A 21,972-nucleotide genomic window follows, 5' to 3' on the forward strand; every position below is an offset into this window, starting at 1 on the left:
CAACGATGAAATTTAAAATCGGCGATTAACACAAATACGCATTTAAAAAGGATAGGCCCTGTGCACTGACCCCCAAAAGTTGGACTTAAAAACCAACTTAAAGAGGTCAGTTTTTTAATGTCAAAATACAATTTATAATTCAAACTAAAAATAGTAAAAGAATATTTAGAAGGTAACATAGTATACGCATCACCTGTCAACTCTTTCTCATAACTTATTATTTATTCTTATTTATTAAAAAATAACACAAAGAAGGCTCTATTAAAATAAAATATTACAGAAATTTCCCTCATTAATCAAAAGTCACCGATAAAAATTCTGACATGAAAATTTTCTCAGTGACCTTTTTGTTGCCTTTTAAGTTATCTTTTATATTTTGTGTTGTAGCCTTCATTTTCTTTTGGTCTATAGGCGTTAGGATAGGCTTGGTCTGTTGCAACATCGAGAGATACTTTTTTAAGAAGTTTGTAGACATCGTAGGGATCTTCAATGGAAATAAATTTATTTGCGTCAGCCCTAAAGCTGTAAGATGAATTTCCCCCTTCGCCATTATAAACTAGGATAATTGTGCCAAGCCCCTTGATGTTTTCCATTATCGCCATTATTCTCGTGCTTACCGTCTTCGACATTCCCCTGAAAAATTACCAGGCCGGCGGCTCCATGATTCAAATGGTGATTTCGCCGGTGGAAACCATCGTCATCGGCGTGAGCCTTTACAAACAAAAAGACACCCTGATTAAATACCTGGTGCCCGTCCTCGTGTCGGTAACCGCGGGCTGCGTCTTTGTGGTGCTTTTTGTGGTGTTTTTAGGCAATGTGCTGGCCGTGCCCCAAGAGGTACTCATGGCGTCGATTCCGAAATCCGTCACCACCGCCATCGCCATGGAAATTTCCGGCAAAATGGGCTGGATCGTCTCCATTACCGTTATGTTTGTCATCCTAACAGGCATTGTCGGCGCCGTCATCGCGCCCTACTGCATCAAGCTTGCGCGCATTAAAAGCCCCGTCTCCAAAGGCTTAGGCATCGGCACCGCCGCCCACGCCGTGGGCACCAGCTACGCCATTACCCTGGGCGAAGTGGAAGGCGCCATGAGCGGTTTAACCATCGGCCTGCACGCCATTATCGCCTCCATGGTCATGCCCCTGTTGATTCGCCTCTTGGGCCTGTAAAAAGAATAAAGCGCCCCCTATATCTTGAATCGAGTACGCACATAAAAGGACCCCCGAAGCACGGATTTTTCTCCCGCCTTCGGGGATCCTTTTGTTTTTGGCTTGTTTTTTACCGGTGTGTTGTACGCACGGCGCCATGAAGGATATAATGGAGGCATCATCATTTTGATCGATCCATTAAGGCGTGTTAAAAATTGTGGGAGGTGAACCATGAGAATCATTAAATACAGCAAGTCTGAAGAGGCTTTAAATATCGCCACCCACATTATCGGCTTTCTCCTAAGCCTGATTTTCTTTCTACCGGTCATCGTCGAAGCGTACAGAGGCAAAGACGTGATTGGATTTTTGGCGTGGCTCGTTTATTTTATCGCCATCGCCGTCATGTTTTTATCCTCAAGCCTTTATCACGCCATGACCCGGCCCATGGCGCGGACCATCTTTCGGGCCATCGATCACGGGGTCATCTACCTGACCATCGCCGGCTCCTACACGCCGATTATCCTAATCGGGCTCAGGTCCACATTTGCTATCGTTATCTTCGTTCTCATCTGGATTCTGGCACTTATCGGCATCGCGATGAACATCATCGCCTTTGCCACAGCCAAAGAAGACAAAATAGGCAAGGCTTCCATGGCGATCTACATGGCCATGGGGTGGATTTCCCTTCTCCTCATCTATCAGATCTATAAGGCCATCGGCCTGAGCTACATTCTGTTTTTGGTTCTCGGCGGCCTGTTCTATACCTTGGGCGCTGTTTTTTATTCGATCAAGAAGATTCCCTATAACCATGCGATCTGGCACATTTTTATCCTTGTGGCAGCCTTCGTCATGTTTTACGGGAATTATAAATTTTTAGGATGATGCAAGAAAAGAGAAGGAAGAAAACAATCGAGTTAGCGTCGTGCTAATTCGATTGTTTGCTTTTATCTGCTTTTTCTCTATTTAAACAGAATTCCTGTCGTCATCCCGTCGAACGGACTGTCCTACACTGCCCACCGTCGCTTTTTTTGAAAGCTATCGGACTGAAATTGCAAATACGCAGTTTAAAATAGGGCGATTTACTACAGATACGCATTAGAAAAGGATAGGCCCGGGCCTATCCTTTGGTTTATCCCTTACTCCCATTCTTGTTTTTCAAATTTACTACATATGCCAAATAGTTCAAAATACAAGATTCTATTTTTTCTAATACCTCTAAATCCACCTAATTATAGGACATTTTCAAATTTTTAGTACCGTCCCTGTCCCAAAGCCTCAATCTATGTCTAGATTACAACCGTCTTTGATACAATTAAATTATTTCTCTTACCCTTAAACTTTTTCCATTTGGGCATAGAAAAAGCACCTACCAATTACAAGTAAGTGCTTACCTATGATTATTGATTTATATTATTTAGATACTCTTCATTTGCCTTTAATAACTTCTTATAGTACTCATCATAGCTCTTGCTAAATTTTCTAATAAGTGGAATTGCTATTTCATAATACTGATTTTCTTTCATAAAGTTTTTAAGCTTATCCTGGATCTGTTTCATCATGCTATTTTGATACCCTTCACTATTTTTATAGCTTTCATATTGAGAAATAACATCCTCATTATCTTTCATCCACTTTTCCGGATTCTCAACAGCATCGAGTTTAGCTTGATTTACATCCTTTAATGTTTTCATATCAAAGGGTGAGCTAATCTTCTCAATATATTTTTTCTCTTTTTCGGTTAATTCAAACGAAGGAAGCCTATCAAGATAATCTATATATTTGTAAAAGGAATCCTTACCATCATTTTCTAACGGTTCATTCAAAAATGGTTGATAGGCAGCAAATACCATTTGTCCAAAATATCCCGGAAAAGCAATTTCCAGTTTTTCATAGATAGTTTCTTCCACCTCAAGTAGTGAAACTTTCTCATTGATTAGTTCATTGTTTTCGCTTTTAACAATCATTTCCAGTATTAATTTCTTTTTTTCGTCAAGGTCCAATTGATGTTGCTTTTTCCTTAAAACAGAAGACAGAGTGTCACCGCCTGACGATATGCACTGACTAATATCTGAGATGCTCATTCCCAATTTTCTAAATATAGATACCTTTTTCAGAATTTCCAAATCCTTAGTACTATAGTTTCTATAACCATTCTCAGATTTCTGAGGATGGATAAGTCCTTTATCCTCATAATATTCTATTGCCTTCCTTGTTAATCCCGTTTCTTTTTGAATTTCACTTCTTAACATGGTTAGCTACCTCCTTTTATTAAAGGATAACACCGTCCCCAACGGTCAGGTCAAGCCTTGTGCATTATATAAAATTCATACTTCCCTATAAACCAAAATAGCGCCTCACCATTTTTACGAAGTGCTTATTTTCTTTTCAGTCTTATTCAAACCGGCATGTTATTGACCATGATTTATTTGTTTGCTACATTGTGTAAAATGTATCTACACAAAAAGACCGTAGCTACTCACTACGGTCTGATTTTTGTCCAAATGCAAGCCACTTGAAACAATTATTAGTTTATTCTTTTTGGCTTCCGGTATCATTTGAGTACCAATAGCCATTTTTTACTCTCTTTATATCTTATCGTTTTTTCTGTTTTACCTGAAATTGTTCCCGCTCCCCGACAAAACAATAATTTTTGAGGAAAAATGGATGAAATAGGCGACGTACAGGAAGTACCGAGTGAGGCGTACAACAAGTACGCCGCAATGAGGTACTTGCCGAAACGAGCCTAGTTCGCCATTTTCACCAAAAATTTACTCCCATTCAATCGTAGCCGGGGGTTTCGACGTGATATCATACACAATTCGGTTAATGTGCTCTACTTCGTTCACAATCCTCACGCTGACTTTGTCCAGCACGTCGTAGGGGATGCGGGCCCAATCGGCGGTCATGAAGTCGGTGGTGGTGACGGCGCGCAGGGCCAGGGTGTAGTCGTAGGTTCTGAAATCGCCCATGACGCCGACGCTCCTGTTGTTGGTAAGGACGGCGAAGTATTGGTTGATGTCGTGGTCCATGCCGGCTTTGGCGATTTCGTCGCGGAAGATGTAGTCGGCATCCCGTAAGATGTCGAGTTTTTCTTCGGTGATTTCGCCCATGACGCGGATGGCGAGGCCGGGTCCGGGGAAGGGTTGGCGCCAGACGAGTTTGGAGTCGAGGCCGATGGCTTCGCCCAGTTTTCTGACTTCGTCTTTAAAGAGGTCTCTTAAGGGCTCGATAAGGTCTTTGAAGTCGACGACGGCGGGCAGACCGCCGACGTTGTGGTGGCTTTTGATGACGGCGGCGTCTCCCGCCCCGCTTTCGATGATGTCGGGGTAGATGGTGCCTTGGGCCAAGAAGTCGACGGCGCCGATTTTTCTGCCTTCGTCTTCGAAGACGCGGATGAATTCTTCGCCGATGATTTTTCGTTTTTGTTCGGGGTCGGTGACGCCTTTTAGGCGCTTTAAGAAGCGGTCTTTGGCATCGACGCGAATGAAGTGCATGCCGGTGTCTTTAAAGGCTTCTTCCACTTCGTCGCCTTCGTTTTTGCGCATGAGGCCGTGGTCGACGAAGATGCAGATGAGGTTTTCGCCGATGGCATCGACGAGGAGTTTGGCGCACACGGAGGAATCAACGCCGCCTGAGAGGGCGAGGAGGACTTTTTTGTCGCCGACTTTTTCTTGGATGGCGCGCTTGGCTTCGATTGCGAAGTCGTCCATGTTCCAGTCTCCTTTGGCGTGACATACTTTTTTCAGGAAGTTGTCGATGATTTCGTGACCGTGTTCTGTGTGATTGACTTCGCCGTGGAATTGAATGGCGTAGATGTTTTTCTCTTTGTTTTCCATGGCGGCCACGGGGCAGCTGTCGGTGCTTGCCACGGTGCGGAAGCCTTCGGGGAGTTCTTTGACGTAGTCGATATGGCTCATCCAGGTGCTTTGTTCCACATCCAGGCCGTCGAAGAGTTTCGAGGCGGGATCGACCATGGTTTTGGTCTTGCCGAATTCTCGCTTGTCGGATTTGGTGACGGTGCCGCCCATGTTTTTGGCGATGAGTTGCATACCGTAGCAGATGCCTAAGATGGGCAGGCCCATGTTCAGTATTTCGGGATCGATGTCGGGGCTTTTGTCGTCGTAAACGCTGTTGGGCCCGCCTGTGAAGATGAGGCCGATGGGCTTTTCTTTTTTAATGGCCTCCAGGGCTTTTTTGTAGGGCACGACTTCGGCGTAGACGTTTTTTTCCCGCACGCGCCGTGTAATCAGTTGATTGTATTGACCACCGAAGTCGATGACCAGTATTTTTTCTCTTTCCATGGAAAACCTCCTTTTCGGCTTTTATTATAGCATATTCGGCGCCGGTCTTTTTCCCGCGCAGCCGCATTGTTTTTTCAATTTTTCGAAGAATGTATGGTATACTATGTTCAGTATATATTTTTACATTAAATGCAGGGGGTGTTGTATGTCCGGAAAGTTTTCAGGACAAAAAATTCGAACCATGCGCAAGGCTTTGGGCATGAGTATTAAGGATTTGGCGGAGGCGGCCAATTTGTCCACGGGGCTGATCAGTCAAATCGAGCGGGATTTGGTTTCGCCTTCGGTGAATGCCATGTTGCGCATTGTGGATGCTTTACATACGACCATGGGGGAATTTTTCGAGGATGTGCCTTCGAAGAAGAAGCCCACGATTATTCACAGCGGCGACCACATGATGTTGGAGGACGGTGCCGCGGACCGCAGGGTGCGCCTTTTGTCGCCTGAGGGCCGGCGCCACTACGAGGTGGTGGAGATGCGCTTTGAAACCACGGACAGGAAGGATGTGCTTCCTACCACCGACGATGAGGGGGAGGCGTTCGGCTTTATTACGGCGGGCCGCCTCACGGTGATGGTGGACGATGTGCTCTATCCCATCGAGGCGGGAGACAGCATTGCCTTCGACCGCAGTGCCCGGTATGCGCTTTTTAATGAGCACCGGGAGCCGTGTCTGTCTATGTGGGTGTTTTTACCGCCTTCGAATTTGAAAAAACAGGGGTCTTGAGATCCCTGTTTTTTATTTCCATTTTTCGAAGAATTCTCGGTAGTAGGACAGTTTGGTCATGTGTCTTGTTTCCACCCAGTTCATGATGGCGTCTTTGTCAAGGAAGATGAAGTCGTCGACTTCTTCCGGATCCATGGTGATGTCGGATTCGGTGAGTTCTTTTTCGATGCGATAGATGTAGTAGTGGGCGGGAAATTCTGTAATGATCCGATCGAGGATCAGTTCATCTTCTTCAAGGCGAATGCCCATTTCTTCCTGCATTTCGCGGATCATGGCTTCTTCCGGCGTCTCGCCTTTGATGGCGCTGCCGCAGGCGGTGCAGGACCAGTAGCCGGGGTAGTTTTTCTTGTTCATGGAGCGTTTTTGCAGGATGTAGCGCCCGTCGGGGGTGCGGATCCAGGCTTCCACGACGCGGTGGTAGCGGCCCTTGGGCATGCGCTCGCCTCGGCGAAGTTCTTCGCCGGTGGGGCGATTGGCTTCATCGTAGAGATCCCAACGTTCGCTCACACCAAGGCTCGCTTTCCCGCTGCTTCGACAAAGCCGTGGAACAAGGGGTGGATGTGGTTGGGGCGGGATTTAAATTCCGGATGGAATTGACAGGCCACGAAGTAGCTGTCTTGCTCCAATTCGATGACTTCCACCAGATCCAAGTCTTCGTTGATGCCGGCGATGATAAGGCCGGCGTTTCTAAGCATGCCTCTGAATTCGTTGTTGAATTCGTAGCGGTGGCGGTGGCGCTCTAAAATGTCCGCTTCTTTGTAGAGCTTGGCGGCGCGGGTGCCTTCGGTTAAGTGGCAGGGGTAGTTGCCCAGCCGTTGGGTGCCGCCCATGTTTTCCACGCCTACTTGGGCTTCCATAAGGTCGATGACCGGGTAGGGAGCGTTGACGTCGAATTCCGTGGAGTTGGCGTCTTTTAAGCCGGCGATGTTTCTCGCAATGTCGATGACGGCGATTTGCATGCCGAGGCAGATGCCGAAGTAGGGAATGGCGTGTTCGCGGGCGTATTTCGATGCGCGGATCATGCCTTCGATGCCTCGCTCGCCGAAGCCGCCGGGAACGATGATGCCGTGAACGTCTTTTAATGCCTCGTCCAGAGCCTTTTCATCCACCAAATCTTCCGCATCCACGTAGTCGATGGTGACCAAGCGGCCCATGTCGTAGCCTGCATCTAAAAGGGCTTGGGTGACGGAGAGGTAGGCGTCGTGAAGCTGCACGTATTTGCCGACGAGGGCGATACGAATGGTGCCTTCCGCTTGTTTAAAGGCTTCCACCATGTGGCGCCAATCGTCGGCTTTTAATGCCTTGGGCTCAAGCTTCAGGTGGTTCATGATAATTTCATCGAGGTTTTGTTCTCTGAAAACATTGGGTAGTTCGTAGATTAAGTCGACGTGGCGGGATTCGATGACATTTTCTTCGGGCACGTCGCAGAAAAGGGAAATTTTCTTGCGAATGGAGGCGTCGATGGCGCCGTCGCTTCGGGTAATGATGATGTCCGCCTTGATCCCTTGGCTCATGAGTTGTTTAAAGCTGTGTTGGGTGGGCTTGGTCTTCAGCTCGTCGCTTCCCGGAATCACGGGAATGAGCACGGTGTGCACAAAGAGCACGTCTTCCACGGCACATTCCGAGTGGATTTGGCGAATGGCTTCGATAAAGGGAAGGCCTTCGATGTCGCCGACGGTGCCGCCGATTTCGGTGATGACCACATCGGCACCGGATTCTTTGCCGGCGCGGTAGATGGCGTGTTTGATTTCATCGGTGACGTGGGGAATGACTTGCACGGTGGCGCCGTCGTAATCCCCGCGGCGTTCTTTTTTAATGACGCGGGAATAGATTTTTCCCGTGGTGACGGAGGCGGCTTTGGTGAGCTCTTCGTCGATGAAGCGTTCGTAGTGGCCCAAATCCAGGTCTGTTTCCGCCCCGTCGGCGGTGACGAACACTTCCCCGTGTTGGTAGGGGCTCATGGTGCCGGGATCCACATTCAGGTAGGGATCGAATTTTTGCATAAATACGCTGAAGCCGCGATTTTTCAAGAGGCGGCCGATGCTTGCCGCGCTAATGCCTTTGCCGATGCCGGAGACCACGCCGCCGGTTACAAATATATACTTCGTCATAATGCCTCCTAGTTGAGTTCAGTGAAAATGTCTTCGTAGGTGGGAATCGTCCAGTGTTTTCTGGAAATGCGATTTTCCAGTTCGTCGCAGATTTTGCGTATGTGGGGGAATTGGGTAATGACTTCTTTTTCGAAAAATTCCGCCCGGGCGTAGCCTTCCAAGGTCTTGGCCTTGGCGTAGGTGGCTTTTAATTTCTTGTGGCGCAAAAGGAGTTCCTCAAATAGCACATTTAAGGTTTCCAGGCGCTCTTTAAGTGCCGCATTTTCCAAGCGACCGGTGACGTTTAAAATGTCGTTTAATTCCGCCACCACCGCCGGTTCCACGTCTTTTGAAAGCATGGTCATAAGGGTTCTCGCTTCCAAAAAGCCGTGGACGGACACGGATTCCAGGCCCACTTCGTAAATGGCCTCGACTTCGCTTTCGCTCAGGATGTCGTAGTCGCCGAAGATCTTGATTAATTCCTTGTCCTTTAAGGCTTGAATGGCTTCAAAAAAGGTGCGGTAATGGGGCAGGCCCCGGCGCTCGGCTTCTTCTATCCAGGCTTGGGCGTAATTGTCTTTGTTGTAGAGAATCCGCTCGTGGTCTCTGATGATTTCCGCGATGACGGTGTAGGCTTCTTTTCGCAAGGTTTCCTCGTCGGCGGCAAAGGGCTCCAGGCGCTCGGCGATTTTTCTTAAGCTGTGGCCCAGGGCCGTGTTAATGACGATGTTGGCATCGGCCCCGGTCATGGAAGAGCCCACCATGCGGAATTCGAATTTGTTGCCCGTAAAGGCCAAGGGGCTGGTCCGGTTGCGGTCGCTGGAATCCCGCGGCGTGTAGCCCAGGGAATTGATCTTGATTTCCGGCAGGGCTTCGATTTTCGCGTGGTACTCTTCGTGGGCGATGTCTTTTAAAATTTCTTCCAGGTCGTTTCCCAGGAAGATGGAAATAATCGAGGGGGGCGCTTCCAGCCCGCCTAAGCGCCTGTCGTTGGACGGCCCGCCCGATGCGATGCGAAACAGGGGTGCGTAGTCGTCGGCGGCTTCGATCATGGCCGCGAGGAATAAAAGGAAGGTGAGGTTTTCTTTTGGATTGTCTCCCGGATCGAAGACATTTTTGCCGTAATTGGTGGTGAGGGAATAATTGTTGTGCTTGCCGCTGCCGTTGACGCCGGCAAAGGGCTTTTCGTGAAGCAAACAGACCAGGCCGTAGTCGGTGGCCGTTTCTTTTAATATGCTCATAATGAGCTGATTGTAGTCCACGGCGATGTTGGCATTTTCAAAAAGGGCCACGATTTCAAATTGGCAGGGCGCCACTTCGTTGTGCTCCGTCTTGGCGAAGATACCCAGCTCCCAAAGCTTTTCGTTCACGGCCTCGTAAAAAGCCATGACCCGCTTGGGAATGCCGCCCAGGTAATGGTCGCCCATTTCCTGACCCTTGGGGGCGCCGGCGCCGATTAAGGTGCGGCCCACGCTTTTTAAGTCGCTCCGTTTGTCGTAGTGGCGCTTGTCGATGAGGAAAAATTCCTGCTCCAAGCCCACTTTCGGCTTCATGCGGTAGGTGTATTCTTCCTTTTCAAAGAGATTCACCACCCGGGAGCCGTACTCGCTAATGAGGCCCATGGAGGCGAGCAAGGGGCCTTTCTTGTCCAACTTGTCGCCGTTAAAGGAAACGAAGATGGTGGGGATGTATAAAATCCGGTCGATAATAAAGGAGTTGGCCGTGGCATCCCAATAGGTGTAGCCCCGGGCTTCGAAGGTGCTGCGCATGCCGCCGGTGGGGAAGGAAGATCCGTCGCTTTCGCCGCGAATCAATTCCTTGCCGGAGAACCGCTGAATCACATCGTATTTGTCCGTGCGGTCCAAAAAGGCGTCGTGTTTTTTCGCCGTGAGGCCGTTTAAAGGCTGAAACCAGTGGCAATAATGGGTGGCGCCCTTCTCCAGCGCCCATTCCTTCATGGCGTGGGCGATGGCATCGGCGGTCTCCCGATCCAAGGGCGCCTCGTTACGTATGGCGTTTTTCCAACGGTAGTAAATGGCGTGGGGCAATCTTTCCCGCATCATGCGCTTGTTAAACGCCATTTCCCCGAATTTTTTGTCTAGATCCATATTCCCTCCTAAAATAGAAAAAATTGGTTCTCTCGAAAGATAACCAATATAAAAAAACCTATGACCCTCGCGGCGCAAGGGGTGTTTTCTTTTATAATAGTAAAAGGAATTTTCAATGTCAAGAACCGATAGAGGGGCCCGGGAAAAAATATGAAATCGACGCCCCTTCACTTGACAAGGCTCCTCGTCCCTGTATAATGGATGTATTAAAAACTTCGATGGAGAAAAGTACGCGTGGCTAAATCTCAGGGAGTCGAATTCATCGATTGCAAGATTCGACGATGGCCGCCCGCGGAATCCCGCTCCGGAGTTGTCCGCAAAACGGACCGCTTGTCCCGTTACGACATAGAGGATACCCGATGAGGGTATTGAATTTGGGTGGTACCACGGTTTTTCGTCCCTGAGAAACCGTGGTTTTTTTATAGTCTAGGAGGATAAAATGGCTAAAGACAAGGAAAAATTTGTAAGAGAGATTACAGCCCGCGACGATGATTTCGCTCAGTGGTACACCGACGTGGTCTTAAAGGCGGAAATGGCAGACTACGCCCCGGTTCGCGGCTGCATGATTATTCGCCCCTACGGTTTCGCCGTGTGGGAACGAATTAAGGAAGAAGCGGACAAGCGCTTCAAGGCCACGGGCCACAAAAACGCCTACTTCCCCATGCTGATTCCGGAACATTTGCTGCAAAAAGAAGTGGAACACTTCGACGGCTTCGCCCCGGAAGTGTTGTGGGTTACCCACGGCGGCGACGAAGAGCTGGCGGAACGCTTAATCGTGCGCCCCACGTCGGAGACGATTATTAACTCCATGTACTCCAAATGGGTGCAAACCTATCGGGACCTGCCGGTGTTAATTAACCAATGGTGCTCCGTCTTCCGCTGGGAAAAGACCACCCGCCCCTTCCTGCGTACGGTGGAATTTTTATGGCAAGAAGGCCACACGGTCCACGAAACCTACGAAGACGCTCAGGAAGAAACCCTGCGCATTCACGAAATTTATCGCCAAGTCATCGAAGATGAAATGGCCATTCCCGTCATCTTAGGCAAGAAGAGTGAATCGGAACGCTTCGCCGGTGCCGATGCCACCTACACCTTGGAGGCCATGATGCACGACGGCAAGGCCCTGCAATCGGGAACGAGCCACAACCTGGGCCAAAACTTCGCGAAAATGTTCGACATTCAATTCCAAGACCGAGAAGGCAAGCTCGCCACGGCATGGACTACGAGCTGGGGCATTTCCACCCGCTTAATCGGCGGCCTCATCATGGTTCACGGCGACGACCGAGGCATGGTCATGCCGCCCCACGTGGCGCCGACCCAAGTGGTCATCGTGCCCATCGCCATGCACAAAGAAGGCGTCAAGGAAAAGGCCCAAGATCTCTACGACAGCTTAAAGAACCGCTTCACCGTGGAACTGGACGACCGTGAACAATACAGCCCGGGCTGGAAATTCAACCAATGGGAATTAAAAGGCGTGCCCCTGCGCGTGGAAATCGGCCCGAATGACATCGAAAAGAACCAAGTGGTCTTCGTGCGCCGCGACACCAACGAAAAAACCTTCGTTCCCATGGACAACCTGGCGGATACGATCGACGACATGCTTGAAACCATTCAAAAAGAAATGTTTGAAGCGGCAAAAAAACGCATGGAAGAAAATACCTTCACCGTCACGAACTACGACGACTTCAAAGAAAAAATGGCCGCAGGCAATCCCTTCCTGAAAGGCATGTGGTGCGGCGACGAAGAATGCGAGGCGCAAATCAAAGAAGAAACCACCGCCACCATTCGCTGCATCCCCTTCGAAGAAGAACACCTGTCAGACACCTGTGTCCACTGCGGCAAACCCGCCAAGCACATGGTTTACTACGCAAAGGCTTATTAATTTCACAGAAAAAGCACTCGGACGCATCCGGGTGCTTTTGTTTTGCTCAAAACTAATTTTCCATCTTCTGTTTTTTCAACCCATCTCTGTAGGCCCGCTTGCCGCGAATGTAGCGCCGCAGGCGCCGGATGATGTCCACCGCCGCGGGAATCAAGAAGCCGATGGCCACGTAGCGATAAGGCAATAAGGTTTGTGCGTAGCGATCGAAAACGTAGGCGTAGGCGTACATGTAGACCTGAACCCAGTAGGCGAAGAGCACGAAGTAGGTTTCCGCCACGGTTTTTTTCGCGAGAAGCACCACCACCGCCGCGGCCATGGCCAGGGTAAAGTCGATCTGCCGCAGGTGGATGATGGGGTATTTCGTTTTGGGGATGACTTCGTCCCAGTAGAAGGTATCGAAGAGCATGCTCTTGGGCTTGAGCCAAAGATAACTTTTCAGCATGGAATCCCGGTCGTGTTTCCACCAATAGACCATGCGGCCGCGGGCCAGTTTTTCGTCGGTTAAAAGCTCCAGGTAGCGCTGGTGTTTCGCGGAAAATTTGCCGTCTTTATCTTTTAAGAAGGCGTGTTCTTCTCGCACTTTTTCATCGAAGGGTGCCCGATCCACTTCCTCATCGGTTGGATAGCCTTCGCCCTGATAGGTGCCTAAGAGCAGGGGATTGCCGATGCCGTAGGTGGTGGGAATAAAGGCGCGGAATTGTTTGTAATTGCGCACGCTCCAGGGCAGCATAAAGGCCAAGAGGGCCAAGAAGATCATAAAGGCCTGGCCGTAGAGGCGGGTGGAGGGGTATTTCTTGATCCACAAGTAAGGCAAGGGTAAGAAAAAAAGGCAAATGGCCTGGGCTTTGAGCAGAAAGGCCAAGTAGGCACTTGTGGCCATAAGAATGAAGCCCGCCCAGTCTTTTCTGTTGCCCATGCGAATCACGCCGTAGAGGTAGAGGGTCACGAGAAAGAGGTAGGGGGTCTCCGTTAAAATTAAATTGTCTTGCCAGGCGAAGTCCGGCGTAAAGTACATGAGGGTGGGAATCACGGCGGCGTAGGCGGGGGCTTTTTCTCTTATGGCCAGGTAGGTGAACCAGGCGGCCAGGGTGCCCATAAAACACCAAGCCACTTTTAGGGCGAGCCATAGCCCGCTGCCCATGCCGAAAATTTTCGCGAAAAGGGCGATAAGGGCGGGAAGCCCGGGCATGATCTGGGCGCTTATCACGCCGTGCATGGTTAAGGTGGCGGTGCGGTACATGGTGATACCCGCCTTTAAGTAGCTTAAGTCGTCGCTTTTAAGGCTATAGGCGGCGCCTAAACGGGAAAGCATCCACAGGCGCTCAAAAAAAAGCAACCAAACAATGATAAGCATCACCCAATGGTTGCGGAAAAAATTGTTTCTTTGCCTGTACACGCCTTCCACCGGCCGCCCTCCTTTTCCATCTCTTTGATGTTCATCATACCACCTTTTGGCGAAGTATGGTAGAATAGCATAGTCATTTTTACTTTTGAATATGAAAGAGGCGATACGTATTATGAAGCGTTACATTGGAACGACAACCCGAGGCATTCGACTGCCCATCGTAAAGAAAGGTGACAACCTGATCGACGTGGTTTTTGATTCGGTGAAAAAAGCCATCGAATCGGAAAACATCGAACCGAGAGACAGAGACATTATCTGTGTCACGGAATCTTTGGTCGCAAGAAGCCAAGGCAATTACGCCACGGTAGACGACATTGCCAAGGACGTCGCCGAATCCTTCGACGGTCCCTTCGGCGTTGTTTTTCCGATCTTATCTCGGAACCGCTTTTCCACGATCTTAAAGGGTCTGGCAAAGAGCGGCCGCAAGCTCCATATCTTGCTGAGTTTTCCTTCCGACGAAGTGGGCAACCACTTAATGGATGAAAACAAGCTCTACGGCACAGGCATCAACCCCTACCGCGACGTCATTACGGAAGCGGAATACCGGGAACACTTCGGCGAAGAAGTAAAACACGAGTTCACGGGCATCGACTATGTGAAGCTCTACAAGGAAATTGCCCCGAACAGCGAAATCTACTTCTCCAACGACCCCCGCACCATCCTCTCCTACACCAAGGACGTGTTGGTGGCAAGCATTCACACCCGGGAACTGATTAAGCGGGAATTAAAAGATTCCGGCGCAAACAAGGTTCTGGGTCTGGACGATGTTTTGGCCAAAGAAAGCACCGAACACGGTTACAATGCCGACTACGGCGTTCTGGGCAGCAACATGGCCGGCCCGGAAACCATTAAGCTCTTCCCGAGAGACGGACAAATCTTCGTCGACGCCCTGCAAAAGCGTCTCAACGAATACTTCGATGCCCACTTCGAAGTCATGATCTACGGCGACGGCGCCTTTAAAGATCCCGTCGGAAAGATTTGGGAACTGGCGGACCCGGTGGTCTCCCCGGCCTACACCGACGGCCTGGAAGGCACGCCCAGCGAGCTGAAGATGAAGTATCTCGCCGATACGGAATTAAAAGATTTGAGCACGGAAGAAATGCAAGCGGCCATCGTGGACAGAATTCACGAAAAAGATGCCAACTTGGTAGGCAAGGACGAAACTTTGGGCACCACGCCCCGTCGTCTCACCGACCTTTTAGGTTCTCTCGCCGACTTAACCAGCGGCAGCGGCGACAAGGGTACGCCGGTGGTCATGGTTCAAGGCTATTTCGACAACTACGCAAACGACTAATCGTCTATTATGAAAGCCCCGAATTAAGTTTCGGGGCTTTTTCTATGCTCAAATTTAAAAAGGATGGTAGCGGAGGGAAAGATCGAAGCGGGTGGATTTTTTCAGCACGGTGCGGGGGCGGGAGAAGGCCTCGTAGCTCCACTTGCCGTGGTAGCATCCCATGCCCGAGGGCCCGATGCCGCCGAAGGGCGCCTTGTTTGACGCCAAGTGCATGAGGGTGTCGTTGACGCAGACGCCGCCGCTGTCGACGGCGCGGATGGCGCGGCGAATAAAGCCTTCGTCCGTTGAGAAGAGATAAAGGGCCAGGGGCTTGTCTTTTTCCCTTAATTCTGTGAAGAGGGCGTCTTCCGATTCGTAGGCGATTACGGGCAATAGGGGACCGAAAATTTCTTCTTCCAGAAGCCGCCCCCGAGGATTTTCCACGACGCAGGGAAAAACGTGGAGGCTCTCGTCGTAGAAAATGCGCCCGTGTTTCGTGCGAATGTCCCCCTCCTTCGCCAGCTCCTTCATGCGCTCATAGCGGCCCCGGTGGTTCATGCGCACGGTTTCGTTAATAAAGTAATCTTCCGTGGGAAAGGCTTCTTCAAAGGCATCGGTGAGGGCCTCGATGAGGGCCTCTTTTTGCGACCCGTGAACGTAGACCGTATCCGGCGCCACGCAGGTCTGCCCGGCGTTCATGGTTTTGCCGAAAGCGATGCGCTTCGCCGCCATGGGAATGTCGGCGGTTTTATCGACGATGACCGGGCTCTTGCCTCCAAGCTCCAAGACGACGGGCGCGGGATGTGCCGACGCCTGGTTCATCACCGCGCGGCCCACATCGCTATTGCCTGTGAAAAATACCTTGTCGAAGGGCTCGGCCAGTAGGGCTTTCGCCGCCGCTTCCTCGCCGAAGACGAAAGACACCAGGCCTTCATCGAGCACGCTACGGCATAGGGCCTCGAGCACCTTTGCCGTCTCGGGCGCAAATTCCGATGGCTTCACCACTACGGCGTTTCCCGCGGCAATGGCTCCCACCACGGGCAAAAGGCTTAGCTGAAAGGGGTAGTTCCACGGGCTGATAATAAGCACCGCCCCGTAGGGCTTGCGGCAAACGGCGAGAGTACTCGGCAATTGGGCCATCCCGGGAAGGGGGCGCAACGTGCGGCCGTAGCGATTCATGTGGCGAATCATGTGGCGAATCTCTTCTTTTACGAGATAGATTTCCGTGAGAAAGGCTTCTCTGGAAGACTTGTTTAAATCCGCCTTTAAAGCGGCGTCGATGGCGCCGCGGAAACCATCGATGCCTTTAAGGAGGGCGTAGAGTTGTTTCTTTCGATAAAGGAGAGGCCGGGTCTTTCCCGAGCGGAAAAAATCCCGGGCCGTGTTGTATGCGTCGTGGCTGTTCATTGTTTCACCTCTTTTTAGATTCATACCCCTCGCAATAAAAAAACCGCCGAAACGGCGGCGGCTTTATTTCACCACAGATGCCGTAATTTATATTAACTCTAAAATAATATATATTAATTAGATTATATTAAAAGGAGCTACTACAGATTTAAGCAAATCAATTCTGAAGTAGCTCCTTTTATCATTTGATTTTCATAATAAGCCTACAGACTTACGGGCAAGGATAATTCTAATGATCTTGCACCACTTCTGCCGGTGGCATTCCTTATCTTTTCCCCATTGTCCTCCAGATGAGAGTAACGATCTGTGCTCTAGTACAATCGTTACTCGGACCAAATGAGGATTCTGTTATCCCTTTTGTTACATTTTCCTTAACTGCCCACATTACCGCTTTTGAGTAGTAAGCGTTTGACGCCACGTCATTAAACGGGTTACTTACATTTACCTCCGGAGACTTTTGTTCTCGCCAAATAAATGTCACTATTTCGGCGCGATTGCAATTTTTATTCGGGCTAAATGTATCTTTGCTTGTACCAAAGCAGATACCTTTTTCTACTGCCCATGCAACTGCGTCGTAGTAATAACTATCTTTCGTAACGTCCTTAAACTTCTTAATAGACGTATTTGAAGTCGGACTACCTGAAGCTCTCCATAGGAATGTAATAGCCTCAGCACGAGTACATACTTTGTTAGGTGAAAAGGTATTGGTGGACGTGCCCTTGGTAACGCCTTTATTGACTGCCCAAGTGACCGCATTTTCATAGTAGGAACCAGACGGAACATCTGTAAAATGATTAACCATTCCACTAAATGCGTCCGGAGTACTCCCTAGAGAAGAACCGGACCCTGCATTTGTTCCTTTTTCCGGTTTGATGGGGCTTCCTGGGCCTACAGGATTATTATGCCCACCAGGTTTAACCGTTCCGCTTGGATTATCTGGATCTTCTGGCTTGACGGTGCCTCCTGGACTGTCCGACCCGCCGCCTACTGTGAACGTATTACTTACAACCACAGAACCGTCATCGTTACTATAAATATAAATATGGTAAGAACCTTTTTCCAATTTTCCCGTCGGGATTTTTTCTTTTATTTTTCCCTCGGCATTAGAATCTCCGCTTTTTAACGCAATAACCGAATCTTCTTTCTGAATAGAAATCAGATGATAGATCTTGTTCGGATCAAGGCCTGTCGAAGATACTGAAACTGCTCCGCTTGCTGAATCATAAGATGCTTTTATTTCAGGCTGTGCTGCATGTGCTGGAACTACTAAAATAAATGATAATAAAATCCCCGCCAATATAGATGATATTCTTTTACGTTTTTTATTCATAGATATCCCCCATTGACTACAGAGAGGCCGATCCAAAGATTCTACCACCTGCATTTGGTGTTTCGGCGGTCATTTTTGGTTGACGTTCTGTTAGCCATACAGTCACACGATTATCTTTGGCATAAGTAAGGTTCATTAAGCCGTTTTGGGGTACAGGCACTGCGTAAATGGAATTTATACCAGAGGGATTCGTAATTTGAACCAACAGATAATTACCATTTTGCATGTTTGAAACCTTAACCTGAGCCACCTTACCTAATCCTCCATTTCCTTGAGCGACAAGCTTAACGGTGGGTGTTTCTGATGACTCACCATTTTTTACTCGTATATGAGAGCCGTCAACCAATGCTTCGGAGACCAGTTTATTTTTGACCGCTTCGTTTTGGACTGTAATGACATAGTCGCTTGCCATTCGATAGAATGCATTTGCTCCAACCTTTGATAATGCTGGTGATTCGATAACAATACTTCTTAGCTTATTACAATCTCTAAATGTGTTTTTACCAATAACATCCGTTTTTTCCGGAATGTTAATTTCTTCCAAAGAAGTACAGCCCTCAAAGACGCCGGTCAATTCATCTTCATCCTTTTGAATTAGGTCGCCCAATACCTTCAAGCCACTTCCTAATTTAATACTTCTAAGTCCTGTGCAACCCTCAAAAGTTCCGCCCTTTAATACTTCAATGTCGTTGCTAAGCTCAATGGAATTGAGCCCAGTACAATGAAAGAACGCTTTCTCGCCTATGTTGCTGATTTTCGTCAAATCAATGTCTTTCAGCGCATTACAATTCCAAAATGCAGTATCGCCAATTGATGTTACGGTGGCCGGTAAAATAACTCTTTCCAACTTGGAATCGCGGGCAAAGGTTCCTTCAGGCAATTCCGTCCATGAAGAACCTTCTTCAAAATTTACCTCACGCAGACTATAGTTAAAGAACATCGTACATTTTCCAATATCCTTCACCGTCTTTGGTAAAGAAATTGTCTCAAGTGCGGAATTATCACTTAAGGCTCCATTTCCTAGCTTTTTCAAATGGCTGCCGGGTTTATAAGTGATCGCTTTTAGCTTATGGCAACCGCTAATCGCATTAACCCCTATCGTCTCCACGCCTGAAGGAATTTCAAACATTGTCAACTCCGGAGCTTTGTAGAGAGCATGATCTGATATGGTTTTTACCGTATCTGGTAAATGAAATTCCGTAACAAGGCTATTTAGCAAAGCATTTGATGCCACAGAGATAACATTATAGGATTTGTCTTCATTTTTTATAGTCGCAGGAATCGTAACAATACCTTTTGCTTTAATTTCATTGGACCCATCACCGATTTGAACAGTGCCATTCTCTCCGGAAGCCGGTTCTGTAAGAACTTTATAAAAGACACCATTCACTGTGAAAGAGCCGCTTGGTACAGGTAGTGGCGAGTCCTTTATCTTAACTTGTGCTTCACTAATACCACTAGCTACAACCATGTTTTTTATAGCATTGTTAGTAACTGTCACAACCAAATCGGGTGATGTTACAGAGAATGCACCTTTTGCCATAGAATTCATTTGTGTTGCTAAAATTTCAATGGAAGAAAGGCCAGGGCATTTACCAACGGCGGAGTTTTCAATCTTCTCTACAGATGCAGGGATTTGTAAATTGCTTAAGCTCTCACAATCCCATATTAAATATGTGACCATTGTTTTTAGGCCGGAAGGAAGTTTCAATGTTTCCAGATTGGGGCATTTGTAAAAACTGAGTCGTTCAATTGATGTTACAGAATCGGCAATTGAAATACTTTCCACTTTCGATTGCTGGAATGCAAGAGATTCAATGTTTTCTACGCCTTTTCCAATAACAATCTCTCTCAATTTAGGCGATGTCCCTTGAAACGCATAAGTCGAAATTTTTTTCACGCCCGCCGGTGTTGTGTAGCTAGAGCCTTTTTTATTGGCCGGATATTGCAATAATGATGTCCCATCTTTATTAAATAAGACCCCATCCACAGACTTAAACATGGGGTTATTGTTCGCAACAGTAATTTCTGTTAAACCATTACAGCCTTCTAAAGGCCGCTTGCCAACTTTATTTAGAGAAGCAGAATAATGAAAATTAGTGATCGAAGTAGATTGGAAGGCATTCTCTCCCAAACTATTTAATTGATTGTTTTTTGTCAAGCCAATGCTTTTTAGTGCCGTGCAGTTATTGAATGCTTTGTCTTCAATAATCTCCAAGGTGTCAGGCAGTTGAATGCCCTTTAAACTATTGCACCATTGAAATGCGATTTTACCAACTGTTTTTAGCCTACTCCCCACGGGGATCACGACTTCTCGAAGTGCCTCATCACACCAAAAAGCCTGTTCTTTTATTGTTGTAAGGCTTGCAGGCAAACTCACCTTTTGTAAATCGCTGCAACTGCTAAAAGCCATCTCGCCAATTTCTGTAATGCCCTCCGGAAGATCAACTGTTCTTAGACCACTATAGGAAAAGGCATCTTTTGGAATAACCTTTAACTTGGGAGATAGGGTTATTTTCATCAAGTTGCTGGCCATGCAAAAGGAGCTTTCGTCTATTTGTTCTACGGTAGAAGGCATTTCAAAAGATGTTAATTGCGCTCCGCGGAATGCACTTTTCCCTATGGTTTTAATTCCTTCCGGTAAAGTCACCGAAGTAAGTTTGGAACCTTTAAATGCATAGGGAGCAACGGATACGACAGTATAGTCCTTTTCATCTCTCTTGACATTAGCCGGAATTGAAAGGCTTCCATTAGCATCGGTTGCTAAAGTTTTTCCATCCCCAATTTGGACTGTTCCTTTTTGACCGTCATTCGCCTCAGACAACACCTTGTACATCACACCATTGACTACAAATGTTGGCTCGGCAATTGGTGCTGATAGCGTAATGTTATCGTCAGCGATGCCAGAGGATTTCAACAGCGTTCTAGTTTCTTCAGAAGCAACCACAAACTTAAGATCACTACACCCATAAAAGGCATTTCTTCCAATGGAATGCAACGAGGTTGGGATGGTCAATGTTTCAAGCCTAGAACAATTCCAAAAAGCCAAGTCTCCTATTGACTCCAAGCTATTACCCAGGTCCAGTGACGTCAAGCCAGTAGATTTGGAAAAGGCATACTTTCCAAGGACTTTAACTCCTTCCGGTAATTTCACACTTTGAATATTGCTATTGTTCGCGAATGCATAATCCCCTATGTTTTTTACTGAAGCCGGGACAGTAAAGTCTGTATCTTTTTTCCCTTCAGGATACTTTATAACTGTCGTTTTATCCGCTGAGTACACCACTCCATTTTCACTGGCATAGAGTGTGTTCCCTTGAGTAACAGATATATTCTTTAAGCTAGGACAATTGTTGAATACATTCTTTCCCATTGTAGTTAAACTGGCCGGTAGAGTTATAGATGGTAACTGCTTATTATGTGAGAAAACTTCGTCTCCGAGGGAAGTGACCCCTTCAGGTATGACTACAGAAGTTAATTTACTACACTTCGTAAAAGCTGACGTACCTATCGTCTTTACTGAAGCAGGTATATTGATAGATTTAATAGATGTAGTGTCAAATGCATTGTCTCCAATAGCTTGTAACTGACTATTTTCTGCAAATTGGACGTCGCTCAATGATGTTAAATCTGAAAAAGCAGATTTGCCGATTGAAGTCACTGAAGCAGGTATTGTCACGCTACCTAAGCTATTTTCCTCTGTACTATTATCAAAGGCTTTGTCTCCAATAGCTACTACTTTAAAAGTTTCGTTTTTATCATTGGTAACAGTTTCTGGTATTTGAAGGCTCTTTTTGTTAATAGTCATAGAAAATTTTCCATTACCAACTTGGACGGCCCCAGGAGTGTCCTCTGTTCTGTCTTTTATAATTTTATATGTTATTCCATCTTTTTCAAATGTGTCCTTCTCTCCAATGGCAAAAGTTGCTGATCCCATAGATGTGAATATAAGTAACAACGAAATTGTAAATGCCGCTATGCGTTGAAATAATCTATCTTTCACGTATGTCCTCCTTATTAATGATTGATCAGTCTAAAACTTTATACAATTTACTATATATGAAACCGGTAAAGCAAAGCCGGATTTCTAAGGATCTTTCATGTCATTTCCTCCGATCTAATACCTGATAACAATGCCAATAATAGCAATCATAAATATGATCCTCTAACTATGGCTGCTTATTGATAAATGATATCATATGCGATATTCTGTGTAAACCCTTTCCTCTCATAACAGCTCTAATTGAATTTAAACCTTGGATTTATAATTTAAGTGCAATAAAAAAACCGCCGTTGTGGCGGCGGC

General features: G+C 47.5%; 15 protein-coding genes. 5 read left to right on the plus strand and 10 right to left on the minus strand.

Annotated features, from left to right (window positions below):
• Positions 1-362 precede the first annotated feature (362 nt).
• Complete coding sequence (locus tag WKT05_RS03540) at positions 363-602, minus strand: hypothetical protein (RefSeq protein WP_340412933.1); 240 nt, start codon at positions 600-602, stop codon at positions 363-365.
• On the opposite strand from WKT05_RS03540, the gene WKT05_RS03545 reads away from it, so the two are divergent.
• Positions 583-1,170, plus strand: coding sequence for an LrgB family protein (locus WKT05_RS03545; RefSeq protein ID WP_340412947.1), 588 nt, complete (start codon positions 583-585; stop codon positions 1,168-1,170). The genes WKT05_RS03540 and WKT05_RS03545 overlap by 20 nt on opposite strands.
• Before the next feature lie 210 nt (positions 1,171-1,380).
• Positions 1,381-2,031, plus strand: coding sequence for a PAQR family membrane homeostasis protein TrhA (trhA, locus tag WKT05_RS03550; protein WP_340412934.1), 651 nt, complete (start codon positions 1,381-1,383; stop codon positions 2,029-2,031).
• A gap of 515 nt (positions 2,032-2,546) precedes the next feature.
• On the opposite strand, the gene WKT05_RS03555 is transcribed toward trhA, so the two are convergent.
• Both WKT05_RS03555 and guaA read right to left on the minus strand, forming a co-directional pair.
• Positions 2,547-3,398: a MerR family transcriptional regulator gene (locus tag WKT05_RS03555; RefSeq protein ID WP_340412935.1), complete on the minus strand. Its 852-nt coding sequence runs from the start codon at positions 3,396-3,398 to the stop codon at positions 2,547-2,549.
• A 519-nt stretch (positions 3,399-3,917) separates the two neighbouring features.
• Positions 3,918-5,450 (minus strand): glutamine-hydrolyzing GMP synthase, encoded by a 1,533-nt coding sequence (guaA, locus tag WKT05_RS03560; RefSeq protein ID WP_340412936.1) that lies wholly within the window; start codon positions 5,448-5,450, stop codon positions 3,918-3,920.
• A gap of 145 nt (positions 5,451-5,595) precedes the next feature.
• On the opposite strand from guaA, the gene WKT05_RS03565 reads away from it, so the two are divergent.
• Complete coding sequence (locus WKT05_RS03565; protein ID WP_340412937.1) at positions 5,596-6,171, plus strand: helix-turn-helix domain-containing protein; 576 nt, start codon at positions 5,596-5,598, stop codon at positions 6,169-6,171.
• A 12-nt stretch (positions 6,172-6,183) separates the two neighbouring features.
• Here the strand turns inward: WKT05_RS03565 and WKT05_RS03570 are convergent, their stop codons facing one another.
• Genes WKT05_RS03570 through WKT05_RS03580 form a run of 3 tightly spaced genes read right to left on the minus strand, consistent with a single transcriptional unit; the run spans position 6,184 to position 10,369 of the window.
• Complete coding sequence (locus tag WKT05_RS03570) at positions 6,184-6,678, minus strand: NUDIX hydrolase (RefSeq protein ID WP_340412938.1); 495 nt, start codon at positions 6,676-6,678, stop codon at positions 6,184-6,186.
• Positions 6,675-8,282 (minus strand): CTP synthase, encoded by a 1,608-nt coding sequence (locus WKT05_RS03575; RefSeq protein WP_340412939.1) that lies wholly within the window; start codon positions 8,280-8,282, stop codon positions 6,675-6,677. Before WKT05_RS03575 ends, WKT05_RS03570 begins: the two co-directional genes overlap by 4 nt.
• An 8-nt stretch (positions 8,283-8,290) precedes the next feature.
• Entirely contained in the window at positions 8,291-10,369 is a 2,079-nt protein-coding gene (locus WKT05_RS03580) for a glutamine synthetase III (RefSeq protein WP_340412940.1), read from the minus strand.
• Between the two features lie 439 nt (positions 10,370-10,808).
• On the opposite strand from WKT05_RS03580, the gene proS reads away from it, so the two are divergent.
• On the plus strand, positions 10,809-12,251 hold the full coding sequence (proS, locus tag WKT05_RS03585) for a proline--tRNA ligase (protein WP_340412941.1): 1,443 nt from the start codon (positions 10,809-10,811) through the stop codon (positions 12,249-12,251).
• Positions 12,252-12,303: 52 nt separating this feature from the next.
• On the opposite strand, the gene WKT05_RS03590 is transcribed toward proS, so the two are convergent.
• A complete protein-coding gene (locus tag WKT05_RS03590) occupies positions 12,304-13,656 on the minus strand; it encodes an ArnT family glycosyltransferase (protein WP_340412942.1) in 1,353 nt (450 codons plus the stop codon).
• A gap of 112 nt (positions 13,657-13,768) precedes the next feature.
• Here WKT05_RS03590 and WKT05_RS03595 point away from each other — a divergent pair, with 112 nt between their 5' ends.
• Positions 13,769-14,950 (plus strand): coenzyme F420-0:L-glutamate ligase, encoded by a 1,182-nt coding sequence (locus WKT05_RS03595; protein ID WP_340412943.1) that lies wholly within the window; start codon positions 13,769-13,771, stop codon positions 14,948-14,950.
• 54 nt (positions 14,951-15,004) lie between these two features.
• Here WKT05_RS03595 and WKT05_RS03600 read toward each other — a convergent pair whose 3' ends face one another.
• The 3 genes from WKT05_RS03600 to WKT05_RS03610 all read right to left on the minus strand — a co-directional run bounded on the left by WKT05_RS03600 (position 15,005) and on the right by WKT05_RS03610 (position 21,669).
• Positions 15,005-16,360 carry an aldehyde dehydrogenase family protein gene (locus WKT05_RS03600; RefSeq protein ID WP_445323178.1) on the minus strand — a complete coding sequence of 452 codons (1,356 nt, stop codon included), beginning with the start codon at positions 16,358-16,360 and terminating at the stop codon, positions 15,005-15,007.
• Positions 16,361-16,601: 241 nt separating this feature from the next.
• Positions 16,602-17,666: an S-layer homology domain-containing protein gene (locus WKT05_RS03605; RefSeq protein WP_340412945.1), complete on the minus strand. Its 1,065-nt coding sequence runs from the start codon at positions 17,664-17,666 to the stop codon at positions 16,602-16,604.
• Between the two features lie 16 nt (positions 17,667-17,682).
• Positions 17,683-21,669 (minus strand): leucine-rich repeat domain-containing protein, encoded by a 3,987-nt coding sequence (locus WKT05_RS03610; RefSeq protein ID WP_340412946.1) that lies wholly within the window; start codon positions 21,667-21,669, stop codon positions 17,683-17,685.
• Positions 21,670-21,972 lie beyond the last annotated feature (303 nt).

The sequence above is a fragment of the Peptoniphilus sp. HCN-40583 genome (genome assembly GCF_037892835.1).
Classification (GTDB): domain Bacteria; phylum Bacillota; class Clostridia; order Tissierellales; family Peptoniphilaceae; genus Aedoeadaptatus; species Aedoeadaptatus rachelemmaiella.